Consider the following 20,037-nt stretch of genomic DNA (forward strand, 5'->3'; position numbering starts at 1 on the left):
CATGCCTCGCTTTCTCCAGGCACACGCCACCCATCCCGATCCCCACATGGCGCTGGCGCTGGTCGGCGCACAGCTGGAAGGGCAGCGCGCCGGCATGACGCCGACGCTGGGCTTCCTCTACCTCACGCATCCCTACGTGCCGCAGGCGCAGGCGTTGCTGGACGAGGTGCGCGAGCGCTGGCCGGGCTGCGGCTGGGTCGGGGCCTCGGCGCTGGCGGTCAGCGCCAGCGGCGTCGAGTACTTCGACGAACCGGCGCTGGTCGTCATGCTCTGCGACCTGCCGTCGGACCAGTGGCGGATCTTCTCGGGACTGCGGCCGCTGACGCCCGACTGTGAATCCCGCAGCCTGCTGCTGCACGCCGACGGCGGTACGCCCGATCTCCAGGAACTGATCAGCGAGCTTTCCCAGCGCTGCAGCAGCGGCTACCTCTTCGGCGGACTGGTCAGCGGCGGCGACGACGCGGTGCAGATCGCCGACGGCGTCTTCGAAGGCGGCCTGTCGGGGCTGGCGCTCGGCCCGGACGTGCGCTGGATCTCGCGCGTCAGCCAGGGCTGCCAGCCGCTGGGTCGCGAGCGCCGCGTCACCGGCTGCGACGGGCCGCTGGTCACCGAACTCGACGGCCAGCCGGCGCTCGACGCGCTGCTCGAGGACCTGAAGCTGCCCGCCTACACCGGCGAGTCCGGCTCCCTGCGCCAGGCGATGCCGCTGTTCCGCCGCACGCTGGTGGGTCTCAGCGACGAGCCCGGGTCCCGGCGCGAGTACGGCGCCGAGGTGCGGGTACGTCACCTGGTCGGACTCGATCCCGGCCGGCGCGGCATCGCCGTCGCCGAGCAGATGCACGAGGGCGAACTGCTGAGCTTCTGCGAACGCCACCCCGACGCCGCCCGGCGCGACCTGGTCCGCATCTGCACCGAGATCCGCGCCGAGGCCGAGGAGCGTGGCGCGCGCATGGCCGGCGCGCTGTACTTCAGCTGCACCGGCCGCGGCGGTCCGCATTTCGGTTCGCCGTCCGCGGAGCTGCAGTGGGTGCAGCATGCGCTGGGCGAAGTGCCGCTGGCCGGCTTCTTCGCCAACGGCGAGATCGCCCATGCGCGCCTGCACGGCTACACCGGCGTGCTGACGGTGTTCCTGGACGCCTGATGCCCGCCCGCCGCGACCTGCTGCAGGCCGCCGCGGCCTCGGCCCTCACCGCCTCGCTGCCGGTGCTCCCCTTCGTTCCGGGGCGGGCGATGGCGGCGCGCCCGTCCGCCGCCGCTCCGCTCGCGGCAGCGCCGCCGGAACCGACCACCGTCGTCTATCCGCGCCACCTGCCGCAGCAGGACAGGCAGGTCGACTACTTCATCAGCCTGCTGCACGCCGCGCTGCAGCGCAGCGGCACACGCTACGCGCTGATCCAGACCCAGTCGGAGATGGTGCAGAGCCGCGCGCTGCTGGAGATGGCGAGCAGCGACCCCGGCATCGACGTGTTCTGGACCATGACCGATCCGCAGCGCGAGAAGAGCCTGCTGCCGGTCCGCGTGCCGCTGGACCGCGGCCTGATCGGCTGGCGCCTGTGCCTGACGCGCGCCGCCGACCGCGACCGGCTGCGCGATGTGAAGGATCTGAAGGACCTCGCGCGGCTGACCGCCGGGCAGATGCATGACTGGCCCGACACCGCCGTGTTGCGCGCCAACGGGCTGCCGGTGCAGGTGAGCACGCATTACCAGGGCCTGTTCCAGATGCTGTCGGCGGGCCGCTTCGACTACTTCCCGCGGTCGATCTTCGAGATCGATTCGGAACTCGCCAGCTTCGCCGATCAGCAGCTCGTCATCGACCCTTACCTGCTGTTGCACTATCCGGCGGCGCTCTACATGTTCGTCCGTCCCGGCCGTCCGCGGCTGGCGGCGGACCTCACGCGTGGCATGAACGCCCTGGTCGCCGACGGCACCTTCGAGCGCCTGTCGCGGCAGATCTTCGGCGATCTCCTGCAGCGTCACCGCATCGACCAGCGCCGCGTGCTACAGCTGCGCAACCCGCTGCTGCCCGCGCAGACGCCGCTGGACCGCAAGGCGCTGTGGTGGCCGCTGCCGGGTTTGCGCTGACGGCCGGCGGCGGCGGGTTCAGTCCGGGGTCAGCGCGCGGGGCTACAGTTCGACGCCATGACCGCCGTCCTTCCTTCGACCCACGAGCCGCCCGGCGACCAGGCCGCCGCGCTGGCCGGGTTCCGCGCCGGGCGCCGCTCGCAGCTGGTCCAGGCCCTGCGGGCCGAGCTGCCCGCGCATGCGCTGCTGTGGCAGGACGAGCAGACACGCCCCTATGAATGCGACGGCCTGACCGCCTACCGCGAACGCCCGCTGGCCGTGGCCCTGCCCGAGACCGAGGCGCAGGTCGCCGGCGTGTTGAAGGCCTGCCACGCGCTGGGCGTGCCGGTCGTGGCGCGGGGTGCCGGCACCGGCCTGTCCGGCGGCGCGATGCCGCACGCCGAAGGCCTGACGCTGGCGCTGGCGAAGTTCAACCGCATCGTCGCCATCGATCCGCTGGCGCGGACCGCCCGCGTGCAATGCGGCGTGCGCAACCTGGCGATCTCCGAGGCTGCGGCCGCGCACGGCCTGTACTACGCGCCGGACCCGAGCAGCCAGATCGCCTGCACGATAGGCGGCAACGTCGCGGAGAACTCCGGCGGCGTGCATTGCCTGAAGTACGGCCTGACCTTGCACAACGTGCTCAAGGTGCGCGGCTTCACGGTCGAGGGTGAGCCGGTCGAGTTCGGCTCCGAGGCGCTGGACGCCGCCGGCCTGGACCTGCTGAGCGTCGTCATCGGCAGCGAAGGCATGCTGGCGGTGGTGACCGAGGTCGTGGTCAAGCTGACGCCCAAGCCGCAGCTGGCGCGCTGCATCATGGCCAGCTTCGACGACCTGCGCCGCGCCGGCGACGCCGTGGCCGCGATCATCGCGGCCGGGATCATTCCCGCAGGCCTGGAGATGATGGACAAGCCGATGACCGCGGCGGTGGAGGACTTCGTCCACGCCGGCTACGACCTCGAGGCCGAGGCGATCCTGCTGTGCGAGAGCGACGGCACGCCCGAGGAGGTCGAGGAAGAGATCGGCCGCATGAACGAGGTGCTGCGTGCGAATGGCGCGACGCGGCTCGAAGTCAGCGAGAACGAAGCGCAACGGCTGCGCTTCTGGAGCGGCCGCAAGAATGCCTTCCCGGCCTCGGGGCGCATCAGCCCGGACTACATGTGCATGGACTCGACGATCCCGCGCAAGCGGCTCGCCGACATCCTGCTGGCCATCCAGGAGATGGAGCGCAAGTACGGGCTGCGCTGCGCCAACGTCTTCCACGCCGGCGACGGCAACCTGCATCCGCTGATCCTGTTCGACGCGAACGATCCGGATCAGCTGCACCGCTGCGAGCGCTTCGGCGCGGACATCCTCGAGACCAGCGTCGCGATGGGCGGCACGGTCACCGGGGAACACGGCGTGGGGGTCGAGAAGCTCAACAGCATGTGCGTGCAGTTCTCGCCGCAGGAGCGTGAATGGATGCTGGCCCTGAAGCGGGCCTTCGATCCGAAGGGCTTGCTGAACCCCGGCAAGGTGATCCCGACGCTGCAGCGCTGCGCCGAATACGGCCGCATGCATGTGAAGCGGGGGGCACTTTCATTCCCAGAACTGGAGCGATTCTGATGGCAGCGCAAGCAGCAGGTGTCGCGGCGACGGACGCGGATCCGTCCGCCGGCTTCGTCCCCGCGACGCAACTGATGGACACGCTGGCCGCGATGGCGGCGCGTTTTGCCGAAGGCCGGCCGGTGCGTTTCACCGGCCACGGCAGCAAGGACTTCTACGGCGGCCCGCTGGGCGACGCCGAGCCGATGTCGACGCTGTCGCTCAACGGCGTGATGGCCTATGAGCCCAGCGAGCTCTACGTGACCGCGGCGGCCGGCACACCGGTGGCGGACGTGGAGGCGCTGCTCGCGCAGCACGGCCAGCACCTGGCCTTCGAACCGCCGCGCTTCGTCGGCGCGGCCTCGGGCGGCACGGGCACGATAGGCGGCATGGTCGCGAGCGGGCTCTCGGGCCCGGCGCGCGCGACGGCCGGCGCGGTGCGCGATCACGTGCTCGGGCTGACGATGCTGGACGCGAAGGGCGAACTGCTGCACTTCGGCGGCACGGTAATGAAGAACGTCGCCGGCTACGACGTGTCGCGCCTGATGGCCGGATCGATGGGCGTGCTCGGGCTGATCGCGCAGGTCACGCTGAAGGTGCTGCCGCGACCGGTCGCGACAGCGACGCTGCGCTTCGAAGCCTCGCAGGACAAGGCGCTGCTGCGGATGAACCGCTGGGGCGGGCAGCCGCTGCCGATCTCGGCGAGCGCCTGGTGGGACGGTGCGCTGGTGGTGCGACTCTCCGGCGCCGAAGCGGCGGTCCGCGCGGCGTTCCAGAAGCTCGGCGGCTCCACGATTCCGGAGCCGATGGCCGCGCCGTTCTGGCAGGGTTTGCGCGACCAGTGCGACGAGTTCTTCCTCGGCGCCCGCCGGGCGGTGCAAGGCGGCGCGACGCTGTGGCGCATCGCGGTGCCGTCGACGACGCCAGCGATGACCCTCCCCGGCGAACAGCTCGTCGAATGGGGCGGCGCACAGCGCTGGGTCGTGACGCCGATGGCGCCCGCGCAGGTCCGCGAGGCGGTGGCCGCCGCGGGCGGCCACGCGACGATGTTCTACGCGAACGACAAGTCGCACGGCACGTTCTCGCCGCTCGGTCCGCAGCTCACGCGCATCCACAGGGAGCTGAAGCGGCAGTTCGATCCGGCAGGGATCTTCAATCCGGGGCGTCTTTACACTGATCTATAGATTCAGGCCGATCGAGCTCAGTTCACCCATGCAAATTCAGTCAATTTCGATCCGAAACTTCCGGCGATTCGAGCGCTTCGATTGCGCCTTCGATCCTCGGCTGACTCTCTTCATGGGTGTGAACGGAGCCGGCAAGAGCACGTTGTTGAGGGCAGTGTTTCTCGCATGCCAGGCATTGGTCGGGGACGTCGCCGGAAGTGCCGCGTCTCGGAACTCTGCGATGGACATTCGCAGGGTCAACGCAGTCGACCCATCAGACGAGCTCTGGAGGACCGCAATCTTGCCGTCCGATCTTCGTCTCTCCATTGAGCTTGAGGGCTTCGCTCACACTGTCGTCGTTGACTACGACGAGGCTCATTCGTACACCCGCTTCGAGCCTGAAAGCAACAAGTTCTCGGCCCAGTTTCCGGGCGATCTGCGCTCGGCGATCAACCGCTGGTTCAGCAGCTCAAACCTTTCCCCAATTCCGCTGTTCGCCAGGTTCGGCCCACAGGGCGCAACGGGCAGTCCTAGTCCAGGCGCAGTTCAGAAGCTGTTCAATAGCAAGCAAGAAATCTGGCAGCGCTTCGTTCACGAGCAGGTGGATATTTCTTCGTTGGCACACTGGTTCCAGTACAACGAACTTCGCACTCTGCAGGAAGGCAGAGAGCCGCTCATCTATCGCGCGGTGAAGCACTCCGTGCTGTCATCGATACATGCTTTGGATGTCAAGTATGTAGTCCGCGACAACCAGTTAATGGTGCTTCACGACGGGCAAGGTTGGCGTCCGTTCGATCAACTGAGCGACGGGCAAAAGCGACTCGCAACGATATTTATGGAAGTCGCTGTCCGAGCGGCCTCGTTGAACTCGCACCTCGGAGACGACTGCATCGCTTTAACGCCAGGGCTCGTTCTGATCGATGAGTTGGATCTGCATCTGCATCCCCAATGGCAGCGCTCCGTTCTTGACAACTTGCTCAAGACTTTTCCCAAGCTTCAGTTCATCGTGGCCTCGCATTCGCCTTTCCTAATTCAATCGGCACTCGAGCATGGGACCGTGCTCGACGCCGCAACGGGCGTTGCAGTGAGTTCGACAGATCACAGTATTGAAGACATTGCCGAACAGGTCATGGGCGTCGATCAGCCTCAGCGCAGCCAGCGCTTCCTGGAGATGCGCCAGTTGGCTCAGGAGTATCTAGAACTCATGGAGTCGCCCACTCCCACGCCTGAGTCGAAGGCAGCGTTGAAGGCTCGACTGGATCAGGCATTAGCGGTGTTTGCCGACGACCCTGCTGCTGCCGCTTGGTTGAGCCAGAGGCGAATTGCTAAAGGAGTTTGATCGATGCGCGCTGTCGACAAGGGAGTTCATCCCACGCACGACACAGGAGAACTAGTTCAACTCAGCCCGTATCAAGAGGCCGCCTCACATCTGAAGAAGCGATTGGGCAGGTATTGCAGTTTCTGCGAACGTTCTGTCCCCGTCAGCCTAGCGGTCGAGCACAAGCTTCCTAAGCATCACTTTCCCGAGCTGGAATGTATCTGGGACAACTTCCTGCTCGGCTGCGCCAATTGCAACGGCGTCAAAGGAACCACCTTCGTCGTCGACGGCGCTGTGATGTTCCCGGACACCCACGACACTTTCAGCGCATTCGAATACGTCGAGTCGGGACGCATTCGACTCCGTTCAGGCCTGCCTAGCGAGATCGCTGCGGAGGCGACTGCTTTACTCAATCTGGTGGGACTCTCTCGCGAGCCGAAGGATCTATCGGAAGCTGATCACCGCTGGGACGATCGGCTGGAGACTTGGTCGCTCGCCATCCAGAGTCGCGAGGATCTTGCTTCTGATGACACACCTGCGATGCGTGCAGCCATTATTCGAACTGCAGTTTCGCGAGGAGGCTTTTCGATCTGGATGGTTGCGTTCGCGCACGACCACAAGATGCGCCAGGCTCTTGCCACCGCCTTCCCAGGCACCCGTTCGCTGGAAGTGGCCGCCTGACCATGCAAACCCACCTGGCCCCCGAATTCCAAGGCACCCCGGAAGGCGAGACCGCCGAGGCCATCCTGCGGCGCTGCGTGCACTGCGGCTTCTGCACCGCGACCTGCCCGACCTACCAGTTGCTGGGTGACGAACTCGACGGGCCGCGCGGCCGCATCTACCTGATCAAGCAGGTGCTGGAAGGCGAGCAGCCGACCGCGGCCACGCAGCAGCATCTGGACCGCTGCCTGACCTGCCGGAATTGCGAGAGCACCTGCCCGTCCGGCGTCCAGTACGGCCAGCTCGTCGAGATCGGCCGGCAGATCGTCGACGCGAAGGTCGAGCGCCCGCGCGAGGAGCGCTTCAAGCGCTGGCTCCTGAAAGAGGGGCTGACCTCGCCGCTGTTCAAGCCGGCGCTGCGGATCGGCCAGGCGCTGCGTCCACTGGTGCCCGGCGCGTTGAAGGACAAGGTCCCGCCCAAGCCCGACGCGCGCGCCCACCAGTGGCCGCAGCGCACGCATGCGCGCAAGGTGCTGATGCTGCTCGGCTGCGTGCAGCCGGCGATGATGCCCAACATCAACGCGGCCACCGCCCGCGTGCTCGACGCCGCCAGCGTGCAGACGCTGGTCGCCGACGAGGCCGGCTGCTGCGGCGCGATCCGCACGCACATGAACGACCACCACGGCGGCCTGGACGACGCCCGGCGCAACATCGACGCCTGGTGGCCGATGGTCGACGGGCACGGCGAGCAGGTCGAGGCGATCGTGATGAACGCCTCCGGCTGCGGCGTGCAGGTCAAGGACTACGGCCGGCTGCTCGCGCACGACCCGGACTACGCGGCGAAGGCCCAGCGCGTGTCCGCGCTGACCCGGGACCTCAGCGAGTTCCTGCCCGAGCTGGTCCAGCCGCTGCGCTCCCGGCTCGGCAAGGACGCCTCGACGGCGCATCGCCCGAGGCTCGCCTACCACCCGCCCTGCACGCTGCAACATGGCCAGCAGCTGCGCGGCGGCGTCGAGGGCCTGATGCGCGAACTCGGTTTCGAGATCTCGGTCGCCCCCAGCGAGAGCCACCTGTGCTGCGGCTCCGCCGGCACGTATTCGGTGCTGCAACCGCTGCTGTCCAAGCAGCTGCGGGAACGCAAGCTCGCCGCGCTGGCGCCTTTGGAGGCCGAGGCCATCGTCTCGGCCAACATCGGCTGCATCCAGCATCTGCAGAGCGGCACCGGGCTCCCGGTCCGGCACTGGATCGAAGTCCTGGATGACGCACTTCTACTTCGATGAGTCATTGACTTCCGTCCGGAACCTCTTGAGAAATCGTCGCGCGGACGCATCACTCCGGGCCAAAACCCCTCCCACTTGAGGAGGAGTTCTCACCTCAAACCCCTCACCTGGGGCAAACCCGGGCATGCCCATTGCCTGCGGCCCGCAGAATCGCCTCCCATAACAGGAGGGGAGCGCGCAAGCGATCCAACCAGAAAGTGAAATGGGCCGGTCACCGCGTGGTGACCGGCCTTTTTTCCGTCCGGACGGTCTGGCGGATACTCCGCTGTCATATTTGTTTCAGCGGCTTCGTCCGGAGCCCCGACCCGTCATGACCCTGACCCGTCGCACCTGGCTGCTGGTGCCCGTCGTGGCCGCGCTGGCCGCCTGCGCCAACGCCCCCTCCTCCTCCACGCCGGCCACCGGCGCCGCCCCGGCAACACCTGGCCCCGTCGCCTCCGCCTTCCAGGCGAAGAAGCCGCCCAGGCTGGTGGTCTTCATGGTCGTCGACGGGCTGCCGATCCGGCAGGTGCTCGGCTACCGCGACCAGCTCCAGCCGGACGGCTTCAAGCGATTCCTCGACCGGGGCGCCTGGTTCGCCAAGGCGTATTACGGTCACGGCTACACGGTGACGGCCGCCGGCCACTCGATCATGCTCAGCGGCGCCTACCCGCAGCGCAGCGGCATCATCGGCAACGAGTGGCGCGATCCGCAGACCGCCGCCCCGCAGTACAACACCGCCGATCCGCGCTACCAGTACATCGGCAACAAGACCGAGCCGTTGGCCGGCACCAGCCCGGACAACTACAAGGTCGAGACCGTCGGCGACGTGCTGCGCACGCTGCAGCCGGGCTCGAAGGTCATCGGGATCTCGGGCAAGGACCGCGGCGCGATCCTGCCCGCCGGCCACAAGGGCACGGCCTACATGTACATGGGCGGCAGCGGCGAATTCGCGTCGTCCACCTACTACATGGACAAGCACCCCGCCTGGGTCGACGCCTTCAACGCGGCCAAGCCGGCCGACAAGTTCTTCGGCAAGACCTGGACCCCGATGCTGCCGGAAGCGGCCTACGCCCGCAGCGTGCCGGACGGCCAGCCCTGGCAGGCCAACAGCGGCAACGGCAACAGGCTGCCCGCCGTGCTGGGCGCCGGCATGGACGGCCCGGGACCGCGCTTCTACGGCAACATCCTGCCCTCCCCCTTCGGCGACGAGCTGACGCTGGCCTTCGCCAAGGCCGCCGTCGAGGGCGAACAGCTCGGCACGGACGACCAGCCCGACCTCCTGTCGGTCAGCCTCTCCAGCCACGACTACATCAACCACGCCTTCGGCCCCGAGTCGCGGCTGTCGCACGACCACTTCCTGCATCTGGACGCCTACCTGCAGGACTGGTTCAAGTACCTGGACGCCAAGGTCGGCCGCGACAACTACGTCGCCGTGCTGACCGCCGACCACGGCTTCACCGACACGCCCGAATGGGCGAAGTCGCAAGGCCGGGACGCCGGACGCATCAACCCGGCGCAGGTCGTGGGCGTCATCAACGCGGGCCTGTCCAAGCGCTTCGGCGAGTTCCGCTGGGCCTTGGGCATGTCGGGATCGGGCGTCATCTTTGACGAGGTGGCGATCAAGATGGGCGGCCTGAACCCCGACGACGTCTACGCCGCCGCCAAGGCCTCGGTGGAGCAGATCGACGGCATCCAGGCGGCCTTCACCCGCGCGCAGCTGGCGGGCACGGACACCGCGACGCCCTACCTCGAGCAGTTCCGCCGCTCCTGGTACCCCGGCATCGCCGCGCCGCTGCAGGTGGTGCCGAAAGCGGGCTGGATGTTCGGTTCCCGCGTGACGGGCACCACCCACGGCAGCCCCTATGAGAACGACACCCACGTGCCGCTGCTGACCTGGGGCCCGAAGTGGGTCGGCCAGGGCCGCATCGAACAGCGCGTCGAGATCGTCGACCTCGCGCCGACGCTGTCGGCGATCCTGCACGTCCCCGCGCCCAAGCAGGCGCAGGGTCAGTGGCTGCCCTTGCCCGCCAGGTAGCCACGAAGCCGGCCAGTCGAGCGGGGATTCCCCCCGTTCACCCCACCCACCCGCCACCGGAGCGGGGGTGGGGTGCGTCCGCCACACGGCTCCTGTAGGCTCACCGGCTTCGCAGAAGTGACAGGGAGACCGCCGTGTTTGGCTGGTTCGAAAAACTCGTCGATCCGTTTCCGCAGACCCCGGCGCCTCAGCCGCCGAAAGGGTTCTTCGCCTTCGTCTGGGCCGGCTCGCAGGGCATGCGCGGGCTGGTGGGCGTGCTCGTCGTCCTGACCGCCGCGATCGGCGCCTTCGAGGCCTTGCTGTTCTCGATGCTGGGCTCCGTCGTCGACTGGCTCAGCCAGGTGCCGCCCGCGCAGTGGTGGTCCACCCAGCAGGACAAGCTGCTGATGCTGCTCGGCATCCTGCTGGCCAGTCCGCTGCTGATCGCGCTGCAGTCGCTGAGCAAGTACCAGGGCCTGTCCAGCAACTTCCCGATGCGGCTGCGCTGGAACTTCCACCGGCACCTGCTCGCGCAGAGCATGAGCTTCTACCAGGACGAGTTCGCCGGCCGCGTCTCCGCCAAGCTGATGCAGACGGCGCTGGCCGTGCGCGAATGCTGGCTGATCGTCACCGACATCCTGGTCTTCATCACGATCTATTTCGTGACGATGCTGGGCGTCGTCGGCAGCTTCGACGCGACGCTGCTGCTGCCCTTCCTGGGCTGGCTGGCCTGCTACATCGTGGCGCTGAGCTACTTCGTCCCGCGCCTGGGCAAGGCCGCCACCGCGCAGGCCGACGCCCGCAGCCTGATGACCGGCCGCATCACCGACGCGTACACCAACATCAGCACGGTCAAGCTGTTCTCGCACTCCCACCGCGAGGCCGGTTTCGCCCGCGGTGCGATGCAGGACTTCCTGAACACCGCCTACCGCCAGATGCGGCTGATCAGCGGCTTCGAGATCGTCAACCACGCGCTGTCGATGGGCCTGATCGCGTCGACCGCCGGCATGACGGTCTGGCTGTGGACGCAGGGCCAGGTCGGCATCGGCGCGGTCGCCGCCGCCACGGCGATGGCGCTGCGGCTGAACGGGATCTCGCACTGGATCATGTGGGAGATGGCCAGCCTGTTCGAGAACATCGGCACCGTGCAGGACGGCATCACGACGCTGTCGCGCCCCATCGCGATCCAGGACGCCGACGACGCCCGCGCGCTGGACGTGACCCGCGGCGAGGTCCGCTTCGAGCACGTCGACTTCAGCTACGGCGGTCGCAAGACCGTGCTGCACGACCTGACCCTGACGATACGCCCCGGCGAGAAGATCGGCGTGGTGGGCCGCTCGGGCGCGGGCAAGTCGACGCTGGTCAACCTGCTGCTGCGCTTCCACGACGTGGACAAGGGCCGGGTGCTGATCGACGGCCAGGACATCGCCAAGGCCACCCAGGACAGCCTCAGACGCCAGGTCGGCATGGTGACCCAGGACACCAGCCTGCTGCACCGCTCGGTCCGCGACAACCTGATGTACGGCCGCCCTGACGCGACGGAGGAGGAGATGCGCGCCGCCGCCGAGCGGGCCGAGGCCGTGGACTTCATCGACGGCCTGACCGACCCGAAGGGCCGGCAGGGCTACGACGCCCACGTCGGCGAACGCGGCGTGAAGCTCTCCGGCGGCCAGCGCCAGCGCGTCGCCATCGCCCGGGTGATGCTCAAGGACGCGCCCATCCTGCTGCTGGACGAGGCGACCAGCGCGCTGGATTCCGAGGTCGAGGCCGCGATCCAGCGCAGCCTGTACCGGCTGATGGAAGGCAAGACGGTGGTGGCGATCGCGCACCGGCTGTCGACGATCGCGGCGATGGACCGGCTGATCGTGATGGACCAGGGCCGCATCGTCGAACAGGGGGACCATGCCGCGCTGCTGGCCCAGGGCGGCCTGTACGCGAAGCTGTGGGCGCACCAGAGCGGCGGCTTCCTGGTGGAGGACGAGCCCGAAGAGGACGCCCCCGCGAACGCGCTGTCGCCTGAAGCCGTCACCGGCATGGACCGTCCGCCTCATGGCGCCGGACCGAACGTCGGACATGTGGATCAAGCGTCAACCACGGCAAAGGATTCCGCGTAAGCCAGCGCTGACTTAACAGGCGTGTGGCGGACGCCGCACGCCACCCGTTCAAGGGGTTGGGCGGGGTATCCGGTGGCAGGCTTGTATGGAACACTGCGATCGCAGGTCGGACGGGAGCGCCGATCCGCTTGAGCGTCCGCAGGAATCAGGACGGCATAGCATCACGAAAGCTGAGCATATGGACAACAGCAGCGACAACACCCCGCAGTCTTCGGCCACCTCGACCCCGGTCAGCCCGGTCAAGGGTTCCGTCGTCTCGCAACGCCGCCGCCGTTTCATCCAGGCGGGCGTGGTGCCGGTCGGCCTGACGCTGGCCAGCCGTCCCGCGATGGCCTGGCACTGCAACACGACCTCGGCCTGGGGCTCGGCGATCCTGCGCAACGGCGGCGCCAGCGTGCAGGCGCGTGCCGACGCGGCGGTGATCAACAACACCGAGTGCTGGTACATCTCCAACTGGAAGGACAACTCGGGCCGGTCCCAGGTGCGCGGCGGCAACGCCCCCTGGAACTACATCGTCGCCCAGTGGTATTCCGGCAAGACGGTCGCCTATGCGCGGACCAACCTGACCGTCGCCAAGCTGTTCCCGGCCGGCCTGAAGAACGTCAGCGGCACGTCCAACGTCTACAACCTGCTGAAGAACGACCCGTCGGGCTACGGCACGATGATGATCGTCGCCCGCCTGAACACCCTGTTCGCCGGCAACAGCGTCGGCCAGTGCGTGCTGTCGGCCACCGGCCAGGACATGCTGCTGCAGATGGCCTCGCAAGGCCCCGGCATCTTCAAGCCGTCGAACTCGACGGGCGCGGCCTGGAGCCAGGCCGACTTCAAGAGCTACCTGTACAGCAACTGGCTTGTGGCCTGATGGCCGGCGCGGCCTGGCGCTGCAGGCAACCGATCGCTGAAGTGATGCTCGCCTGGGAGGGCGAGCAGCACGCGGTCTATTTCGACCCCGACAGCGGGGACACCCACCTGATCGCCGCGCTCGGCGCGCAGCTGGCCGAATGGCTGGCCGCCGAGCCGCTGGACCGCGACCAGCTCCTGGCCCGCCTGGCGCGGGACGTCGACTGGGACGAGCCCCCCGCCCCCGAGGCGCTCGCCGAGCTCCTGGACCTGCACCTGCGCCGTCTGGCCGAGGTCCATCTGCTCACGCCGGTGGACAGGGCGGAGGCGGCGGCGGACGCGGTGGAGGAGCCGGTCGCTTGAGACTGCAGGACGTCGGCACCGCCGGGCTGCGGACCCGGATGCGCGACGGCGGCGTGACGCTGCGGCTGTCACCCTTCACCGTGCGCGTGCGCTCGGACATCCCTCACCTCGCGGACGACGTCGCGGCCATGTACCGCGATTTCGACCTGACCGGGGAGGACGAGTTCGTCGACTTCCACGTCGCCGTGCTGCGCAGCCCGCATTGGCTGAGCCGGCTGCAGGGCCGCGCGGAGTTCTGGTTCGACGGCCAGCGCTCGTTCACGCCGCTGCCCGCCGCGCAGGCGCTGGCGATGCTCGAATGGGGCATCAACTGGTGCATCGCCGCGCACGCCCATCAATACCTGCTGATCCACGCGGCGGTGCTCGAGCGCGACGGCCGCGCGCTGCTGATGCCGGCACCGCCGGGCTCGGGCAAGAGCACGCTGTGCGCGGCGCTGGCGCATCGCGGCTGGCGGCTGCTGTCGGACGAGCTCGGCCTGCTGGACATGGCCACCGGCCTGGTCCACGGCATGGCGCGGCCGATCAACCTGAAGAACGCGTCGATCCCGGTGATCCGGTCCTTCGCGCCGGACGCGCATTTCAGCGCGTCCATGCCCAACACGTCCAAGGGCACCGTCGCGCTGGTGCGCGCGCCGCAGGACGCGATCGAGGCCCGGCTCGCGCCCGCCCGGCCCGCCTGGGTCGTGCTGCCCGCCTGGCGCGCCGACGCGCCGGCGCAGTTGCAGCCCATCGAACGGGCCCGCGCCTTCATGGACCTGGCCGAGCAGTCCTTCAACTACGACGTGCACGGCCAGGCCGGCTTCCAGCGGCTGGGACGCCTGGTCGACGCCTGCGCGTGCTACCGCTTCGAGTACAGCCGGCTGGACGAGGCCGTGGCGCACTTCGAGACGCTCGCGGGGAGCTCGCCATGAGCGCCCATCATGGCCACGGGCACGGACACAAGCACGGGCATGGTCACGGCGAACGCCGCCGGCCGCTGCTGGTCCGTGTGCTGCTGCAGCCCGCGATCGCGGCCGGTCTCAGCCTGACCGACTGGGACCTGCTGCTGCGTCAGGCGCGGCGCTCCAATCTCGCGGGAAAGCTGGCCGCGCAGATGGAGGCCGGCGGCTGGCTGGACGCGCTGCCGGCGCCGGTGCAGCCGCATCTGCGCTCGGCGCTGCTGCTGTCGCGGCGGCAGGCGCAGATGTTGAGACGCGAGGTCGACCTGCTGCGCCAGACGCTGGCTGAACTGCCCGGACCGCTGATCCTGCTGAAGGGCGCCGCGTATGCGCTCGGCGGACACGCGCCCGCGCCGGGGCGGATGTTCAGCGACATCGACCTGCTGATCCCGCCCGAGCAGCTGCCGCGCTGCGAGACGACGCTGCTGGTGCACGGCTGGGACTTCGACGACGGCCTGGACGCCTACGACCAGCGCTACTACCGCGAGTGGATGCACGAGCTGCCGCCGTTGCACCACAAGCGCCGGGGGACCTCGCTGGACCTGCATCACACGCTGCTGCCGCCGACGGCGCGCACGCCGCTGGACAGCCGCGCGCTGTTCGACGCGCCGCGACCCTTGCCAGATCCGCTGGGCCTGCCGGGTGCCTTCACGCTGCCGCCGGAGGACATGCTGCTGCACAGCGCCGCGCACCTGTTCCACGAGGGTGAGCTGCCCAACGGCCTGCGCGACCTGTTCGACCTCGACGCGCTGCTGCGCGAGTTCGGCGCGATCGAGGGCTTCTGGCCTCGGCTGACGGAGCGCGCGCGCCGCATCGGCCTGTCGCGCCCGCTCTGGCTGGCGCTGCGCTACACGCGGATGCTGCTGGACACGCCGTATCCGGACACGCTGCCGGCGGAACTCGGGCCGCCGCCGGGCCCCTTGGCGCTGCGGCTGCTGGACGCCTGCTACCGACGCGCGCTACGGCCGGCCCACGACAGCTGCCGCCTGCCCGGCCACGCGCTCGCCGAGGGCGCGCTGTACGTGCGCTCGCACTGGCTGCGGATGCCCTTCGGCCTGCTGGCGCTGCACCTCGCGCGCAAGACCTGGGGCCGGATGACGTCGGTCCCCGAGGCGCCCAGGGTCGACGCGCCCCGCGACGCCTGATCCGGGCGCGGCCTTTGCCACGAGGGCCGGGCCCTTCGCTTATGCTCGCTTCCCATGAATCGACCCAAGCCTTTTTCCATGATCCGCGAGTTCCATCTGGCGGACTGGTTCACCCTGGGCAACGCCTTCTGCGGCGTCGGCGCGCTGTTCTCGGTGATGACCTACCTGCAGACCGGCACGGTGCAGCACCTGTACTACGCGTGCGCGCTGATCCCGGCGGCGCTGGTGTTCGACGTGCTCGACGGCCGCATCGCGCGCTGGCGCCAGAAGAGCTCCGCGATGGGGCGTGAGCTCGACTCGCTGGCCGACGTGATCTCCTTCGGCGTCGCGCCGGCGGTGATCGCCTACGGCTGCGGCATGCAGGGGCTGTGGGACCGCATCGTGCTGGGCTTCTTCGTCGCCTGCGGCGTGTCGCGCCTGGCCCGCTACAACATCACCGCCGAGACCCTGTCCGGCGGCAACGACAAGGTCGCCTACTTCGAAGGCACGCCGATCCCGACCTCGCTGCTGATCGTGATCGTGATGTGGGTCGCCGCCTGGCAGGGCGCGATCGGCGAGGCGCTGTGGTTCGGCGGGATCAAGCTCGGCGGCTTCACGCTGCATCCGCTGGTGCTGATGTTCGCGGTCTCGGGCTCGCTGATGATCAGCCGGATCCGGATTCCGAAGCTCTGATCCGTCGCGCCTGCCGTCAGGCGGGCCGCAGGGCAGTGCGGTCGCACTGCGCCGCAACACCGCGTCAACACCGTCTCGGCGGCTCAACGGCGTGGGATGAGGTGCGCGTTCTCCCGCAGCGGATCGCGCCACGGCTGCAAGACCGCGGCCTTGGTCCCACGTGCTGCACCGGGCGCCGCCGCGTCCGTTGTGGCCGCCGAGACCACCGGCAGTGGACATCGCCCCTCGGCCCGGTAGTGCAGCGCCGCGGCGAGTTGCCCCTCCGACACGTCGCCGAGCGGGTGTTCGAGATCGTCCGCCACCGCACAGCCCGGGACGCCCGCGCCGCCGCTGCCGCCCGGCGTGAAACCGTCGCCGTAGCCTCCGAAGCCGAGCTCATTGCTGACGGCCACGCGCGTCGGCAGGTAGGCATGGCCACAGTTGACCTGCGGCGTGAAACCGTAGGGCTTGCCGCAGGTCACGCCGCCGATCTGGACCACCGCCACGTCGATCCCGCGCAGGCCGTTGATCAGCATCTCGCTGGCCGAGCAGGTGCCCTGCTGTGTCAGGATGAACACGCGCTCCAGCTGCAGGGTGGGCAGCCGTTCGTCGGATGCGCAATCCTCCATCCCGACGATGCAGCGCTGCCGTTCAAAGGGATCCGACTCGGACGAACCGGGCTGGTTATCCTGCAGACGCACGAATGCCTTGCCGGCCGTGCGTGCGTCGCCGGCCACCATGTAGGCCAGCTGGCTCGCGATCACGGTCAGCCCGCCGCCGTTGTAACGCAGGTCGATGACCAGATCGGTGACCCCCTTCTCCCGGAAGTCCTTCATCGCCTCGCTCAGCGCGGCCGCTGCGGGCACGCTGTGATCGACGAAAAGCAGATATCCGACGGAGCGGCCGTCGGCGGCGGGGAGTACGCGGCGAATCGGAACGGGTGTCCTGGTGAACCCGCTGGCCAGGGCGACCGCCCGGTCCGGTCCCGTCCCCGAACGCAGCACCCAGGCGTGCCGGGTGCCGATGCGGCGCGGAAACAAGGAGGCCGCCAAGGCGTTCGCGTCGTCTTCCGCCGACGCATCCGCGGGGATGCCGTCAGCGCTGACCAGCGCGTCTCCGCGCTGGATGCCAAGCCGGGCCGCCTCGCTCCCGGGTTGAACGTACGCCACGCGGATCCCGCGCGGCGGCCTGGACGACGCCATGGCCCATTCGATGCCGAACCCGGGCTGCTCTTGGCCATAGGTGGAGGCCACCAGTGCCCGCACCGTGGTCATGTAGCTGTAGGCATCGCGTCGCTTCCCGCTCGCTGTGAAGGCCTGGGAGCGCAGCGCGTTGAAATAGGCGTTCAGCGCCCGGGGCACGTCCGGCCCACTGTATTCGGGCGCTCCGGCGTCGACGTCCGGTACGTCCCGCCGCCAGAGATAGACCTCGTCCATGCGGGACCGGATCCATCGCTTCTCGATGTCCAGGCTGCCGGTCCGCTGCTGCGCCTCCGCCTCCGCGTTCTCAGGCGCACACTGGTTCGCCTCGATCAGGCTGGGCTGCAGGCTCCGGTGGACATCCGGACCGACGTTGATCCCGTCGCGTCCATCATTGCCGTCGCGCCCATCTTTGCCGTCACGTCCGTCCCGTCCGTCACGCCCATCCCTGGCCACGAACTCATCCGGCGATGCCGGGTGATCCGTCGTCTCGTGGCAAGCTTGCAGCCCCATCGCGCACAGCACGCCCATGGCGGTCATGGCCGTCCAGAGCAACGCATCCTCGAACCTTCTCGTCTTCATTCGCAACCTTCCGCCGGATCGACCGACGTTCCGTGAGAGAAGCGATTGGTCGTTCGACGAGCGCGAAGGTTCCACCGGACACCCATCGCGCGGCGTCCGGCGGATGCCACATCAGTCGGCTTTCAACGCGGCGCCGTGATGATCGCGCCGCCGCGCAGCGGATCGCGCCACGGCGCTTGCGGAGCCGCGCTCCTGGGTCGCGCTCCTCCCGATGACGCCTGCGCCGGACAACGGCCCGTGGAGACATGGGTCAATGCCGCGGCCAGCAGAACTTCCTGGGCGAAGCCGAGTTCATGCTGGAGGTCGTCCTCGACCAGGCATCCCGGAATGCCGTTCAGGCCTGACCCTCCCGGCACGAACCCTTCGCCGTAACCTGCGAATCCCTGGTCGTTGGCCATCACGTGGTCCAGCGGCAGGACGGTGTGGCCGCAGTTGTGCCTGGGACTGGCCGCCACGGGCCGCCCACAGGTGGTGCCCCCGATCTGCACGACTTCCATGCCGACGCCTCGCAAGCCGTTGATCAGGGCCTCGCTGGCCGCGCAAGTGGCGGCCTGGGTCAGAACGTACACACGATCGAGGTGCTCGATCGTGGGCAGCGACGCCTTCTCCGCACAACGCTGGCTCGCATCGGTGCACCGAAGGAACGGCAGTTCGGCCTTGTTCAGATCGTTGTCCTGGAGTGTCGCGAAGACCCGGCCCTCAGTCCGCCAGCCACCGGCAATCATGTAGGCCAGTTGGCTGGCGACGGACAAGTCACCGCCCTGATTGAAACGCAGGTCGATGACCAACTCGTCGATCTGCGATTCGTTGTAGTGGTGGATGGCCGTGGCGAGCTCGGCGATCGCCTGCGTGTTGTGCTCCCGGAAGATCAGATAGCCGACCTTTGTCCCGTCAACCTCGACGGCGGTGGCCAACGGCACGGGTTGTCTGGCGAGGCCGCTGGTCAGCTGCACGACCTTCGATGAAGTCCCGTCCTTCGCCTCCAGTCGGAACGTGTGCTTCGTCCCCTTGTCGCGCGGAAATATCGACGCAGCCCGGTCCGCTGTCAGGTCCTCGTCGGCGACCCCGGGCTCGACGGCAGCAGCGGAAAGCAGCACGTCGCCCCGTTTGACCCCTTGCTGTTCCGCCTCGCTGCCCGGCTGGACGTAAGCCACCCGGATGTTCCTGGGCGGTGTGTGCGATCCCATGGTCCATTCGATGCCGAACCCGGGCACCTCCGCGCCGCTCATGAAGGCCTTGAACGCGGATGTGGGAACGACCTGGGTGTAGTCATCCCGGCGTTCGCCGCCGGGTTTGAACGCCGGCGAACGCAGGGCGCCAAGATAGGCCGACAAGGCCTTCGACACGGCGACGCCGTCGTCGAAGGCGCCGACATCGACATGCGGCACGTCCTGGCGCCAGAGGTAGACCTCGTCCATGAGCGAACGCACCCAGTTCCGCTCGATCGCCAGACTGCCGATGTGCTGGGCGGCGTCCGCCTCCGCGTTCGCCGGATCGCACTGGTCCGCGTGGACCGAGCTGTGCTGGAAGGCGCGATTCAGCACGCGACCGGCGTCCACGCCGTCCCTGCCATCCGCGCCCGCCGGGCCACGGGGTCCTGCCAGGCCCGGACGGCCCGGGACGCCCTCCGGACCTGGAGCGCCCGGTTCGCCGCGTTCGCCGCGTTCGCCACGTTCGCCACGTTCGCCACGTTCGCCACGTTCGCCTGGTTCGCCTGGTTCGCCTGAGGGACCGTCCTCGCCGTTCAACCCGTCCTTGCCGTCCTCTCCAGTCGGTCCGGACGGGCCGGTGGCGCCAGGCAGCCCACGTGGCCCGGGCGCACCGTCCTTGCCGTCTTTTCCATCCAGTCCGTCCTTGCCATCCAGTCCGTCCTTGCCGGACGGGCCGGCGGGGCCCTCCTTGCCGTCGGCCCCCGCCACGGCGGCCACCTCCTCGCCTGTGTCATGGCAGGCCTGCAACAACGTGACGCACGCGGCGCACATCGCGACGACCGATGCGCGCCTCATCGCGCGCTCGATCCAGGTTTTCTTCGTCATCTCGGTTGTCGCCGCTCATCTCGGCGGCCTTTGTGGGAGAAGACGACTTTGTCAGCGGGCCACTCCCGGGGTTCCGTTGCACTGCGCAACAAACCGGCGCACGCGAC

Annotated in this window: 16 protein-coding genes; 14 read left to right on the forward strand and 2 right to left on the reverse strand. The window is 68.7% G+C overall.

The features are described 5' to 3' along the window. Nucleotide 1 precedes the first annotated feature (1 nt). From ABE85_RS21315 to pssA, 14 genes are all read left to right on the forward strand, one after another. Nucleotides 2-1,141, forward strand: a complete 1,140-nt coding sequence (locus tag ABE85_RS21315) for an FIST N-terminal domain-containing protein (RefSeq protein WP_067279361.1) — start codon at nucleotides 2-4, stop codon at nucleotides 1,139-1,141. Then, complete coding sequence (locus tag ABE85_RS21320) at nucleotides 1,141-2,082, forward strand: ABC transporter substrate-binding protein (protein ID WP_082938822.1); 942 nt, start codon at nucleotides 1,141-1,143, stop codon at nucleotides 2,080-2,082. Before ABE85_RS21315 ends, ABE85_RS21320 begins: the two co-directional genes overlap by 1 nt. Nucleotides 2,083-2,139: 57 nt before the next feature. Further along, nucleotides 2,140-3,666 carry an FAD-linked oxidase C-terminal domain-containing protein gene (locus tag ABE85_RS21325; protein ID WP_082938823.1) on the forward strand — a complete coding sequence of 509 codons (1,527 nt, stop codon included), beginning with the start codon at nucleotides 2,140-2,142 and terminating at the stop codon, nucleotides 3,664-3,666. A gap of 74 nt (nucleotides 3,667-3,740) precedes the next feature. Beyond that, complete coding sequence (gene glcE / locus ABE85_RS21330; RefSeq protein ID WP_067283285.1) at nucleotides 3,741-4,829, forward strand: glycolate oxidase subunit GlcE; 1,089 nt, start codon at nucleotides 3,741-3,743, stop codon at nucleotides 4,827-4,829. A gap of 28 nt (nucleotides 4,830-4,857) precedes the next feature. Next, entirely contained in the window at nucleotides 4,858-6,147 is a 1,290-nt protein-coding gene (locus ABE85_RS21335; protein WP_067279364.1) for an AAA family ATPase, read from the forward strand. Nucleotides 6,148-6,150: 3 nt separating this feature from the next. Next, nucleotides 6,151-6,807 (forward strand): HNH endonuclease, encoded by a 657-nt coding sequence (locus ABE85_RS21340; protein ID WP_157522731.1) that lies wholly within the window; start codon nucleotides 6,151-6,153, stop codon nucleotides 6,805-6,807. Between the two features lie 2 nt (nucleotides 6,808-6,809). Next, nucleotides 6,810-8,066, forward strand: coding sequence for a glycolate oxidase subunit GlcF (gene glcF, locus ABE85_RS21345; protein ID WP_067279371.1), 1,257 nt, complete (start codon nucleotides 6,810-6,812; stop codon nucleotides 8,064-8,066). A 310-nt stretch (nucleotides 8,067-8,376) separates the two neighbouring features. Continuing rightward, the gene (locus ABE85_RS21350) at nucleotides 8,377-10,083 is read left to right on the forward strand and encodes an alkaline phosphatase family protein (RefSeq protein WP_082938825.1); all 1,707 of its coding nucleotides are present in this window, start codon (nucleotides 8,377-8,379) and stop codon (nucleotides 10,081-10,083) included. Nucleotides 10,084-10,217: 134 nt separating this feature from the next. Further along, nucleotides 10,218-12,176, forward strand: coding sequence for an ABC transporter ATP-binding protein (locus ABE85_RS21355; RefSeq protein WP_082938826.1), 1,959 nt, complete (start codon nucleotides 10,218-10,220; stop codon nucleotides 12,174-12,176). 178 nt (nucleotides 12,177-12,354) lie between these two features. Beyond that, nucleotides 12,355-13,038 (forward strand): hypothetical protein, encoded by a 684-nt coding sequence (locus ABE85_RS21360; protein WP_067279374.1) that lies wholly within the window; start codon nucleotides 12,355-12,357, stop codon nucleotides 13,036-13,038. Nucleotides 13,039-13,082: 44 nt separating this feature from the next. Continuing rightward, nucleotides 13,083-13,379 (forward strand): HPr-rel-A system PqqD family peptide chaperone, encoded by a 297-nt coding sequence (locus tag ABE85_RS21365; protein WP_157522733.1) that lies wholly within the window; start codon nucleotides 13,083-13,085, stop codon nucleotides 13,377-13,379. Then, the gene (locus ABE85_RS21370; protein ID WP_067279381.1) at nucleotides 13,376-14,290 is read left to right on the forward strand and encodes an HprK-related kinase A; all 915 of its coding nucleotides are present in this window, start codon (nucleotides 13,376-13,378) and stop codon (nucleotides 14,288-14,290) included. The genes ABE85_RS21365 and ABE85_RS21370 overlap by 4 nt, the downstream gene beginning before the upstream one ends. Further along, on the forward strand, nucleotides 14,287-15,462 hold the full coding sequence (locus tag ABE85_RS21375) for a nucleotidyltransferase family protein (protein WP_082938827.1): 1,176 nt from the start codon (nucleotides 14,287-14,289) through the stop codon (nucleotides 15,460-15,462). The genes ABE85_RS21370 and ABE85_RS21375 overlap by 4 nt, the downstream gene beginning before the upstream one ends. A 78-nt stretch (nucleotides 15,463-15,540) precedes the next feature. Continuing rightward, complete coding sequence (pssA, locus tag ABE85_RS21380; RefSeq protein ID WP_231993153.1) at nucleotides 15,541-16,134, forward strand: CDP-diacylglycerol--serine O-phosphatidyltransferase; 594 nt, start codon at nucleotides 15,541-15,543, stop codon at nucleotides 16,132-16,134. A gap of 83 nt (nucleotides 16,135-16,217) precedes the next feature. On the opposite strand, the gene ABE85_RS21385 is transcribed toward pssA, so the two are convergent. Both ABE85_RS21385 and ABE85_RS21390 read right to left on the reverse strand, forming a co-directional pair. After that, a complete protein-coding gene (locus ABE85_RS21385; RefSeq protein WP_082938828.1) occupies nucleotides 16,218-17,894 on the reverse strand; it encodes a S41 family peptidase in 1,677 nt (558 codons plus the stop codon). Between the two features lie 122 nt (nucleotides 17,895-18,016). After that, the gene (locus ABE85_RS21390; protein WP_082938829.1) at nucleotides 18,017-19,930 is read right to left on the reverse strand and encodes a S41 family peptidase; all 1,914 of its coding nucleotides are present in this window, start codon (nucleotides 19,928-19,930) and stop codon (nucleotides 18,017-18,019) included. Nucleotides 19,931-20,037 lie beyond the last annotated feature (107 nt).

Origin of the sequence: Mitsuaria sp. 7 (genome assembly GCF_001653795.1) — a bacterium.
GTDB lineage: Bacteria > Pseudomonadota > Gammaproteobacteria > Burkholderiales > Burkholderiaceae_C > Roseateles.

Bases quoted from the DNA above. Each gene is read 5' to 3' on its own strand.
- ABE85_RS21315 (WP_067279361.1), top strand. From the start codon at position 2: ATGCCTCGCTTTCTCCAGGCACACGCCACCCATCCCGATCCCCACATG.
- ABE85_RS21320 (WP_082938822.1), top strand. From the start codon at position 1,141: ATGCCCGCCCGCCGCGACCTGCTGCAGGCCGCCGCGGCCTCGGCCCTC.
- ABE85_RS21325 (WP_082938823.1), top strand. From the start codon at position 2,140: ATGACCGCCGTCCTTCCTTCGACCCACGAGCCGCCCGGCGACCAGGCC.
- glcE (WP_067283285.1), top strand. From the start codon at position 3,741: ATGGACACGCTGGCCGCGATGGCGGCGCGTTTTGCCGAAGGCCGGCCG.
- ABE85_RS21335 (WP_067279364.1), top strand. From the start codon at position 4,858: ATGCAAATTCAGTCAATTTCGATCCGAAACTTCCGGCGATTCGAGCGC.
- ABE85_RS21340 (WP_157522731.1), top strand. From the start codon at position 6,151: ATGCGCGCTGTCGACAAGGGAGTTCATCCCACGCACGACACAGGAGAA.
- glcF (WP_067279371.1), top strand. From the start codon at position 6,810: ATGCAAACCCACCTGGCCCCCGAATTCCAAGGCACCCCGGAAGGCGAG.
- ABE85_RS21350 (WP_082938825.1), top strand. From the start codon at position 8,377: ATGACCCTGACCCGTCGCACCTGGCTGCTGGTGCCCGTCGTGGCCGCG.
- ABE85_RS21360 (WP_067279374.1), top strand. From the start codon at position 12,355: ATGGACAACAGCAGCGACAACACCCCGCAGTCTTCGGCCACCTCGACC.
- ABE85_RS21365 (WP_157522733.1), top strand. From the start codon at position 13,083: ATGCTCGCCTGGGAGGGCGAGCAGCACGCGGTCTATTTCGACCCCGAC.
- ABE85_RS21375 (WP_082938827.1), top strand. From the start codon at position 14,287: ATGAGCGCCCATCATGGCCACGGGCACGGACACAAGCACGGGCATGGT.
- pssA (WP_231993153.1), top strand. From the start codon at position 15,541: ATGATCCGCGAGTTCCATCTGGCGGACTGGTTCACCCTGGGCAACGCC.
- ABE85_RS21385 (WP_082938828.1), bottom strand. From the start codon at position 17,894: ATGAAGACGAGAAGGTTCGAGGATGCGTTGCTCTGGACGGCCATGACC.
- ABE85_RS21390 (WP_082938829.1), bottom strand. From the start codon at position 19,930: ATGACGAAGAAAACCTGGATCGAGCGCGCGATGAGGCGCGCATCGGTC.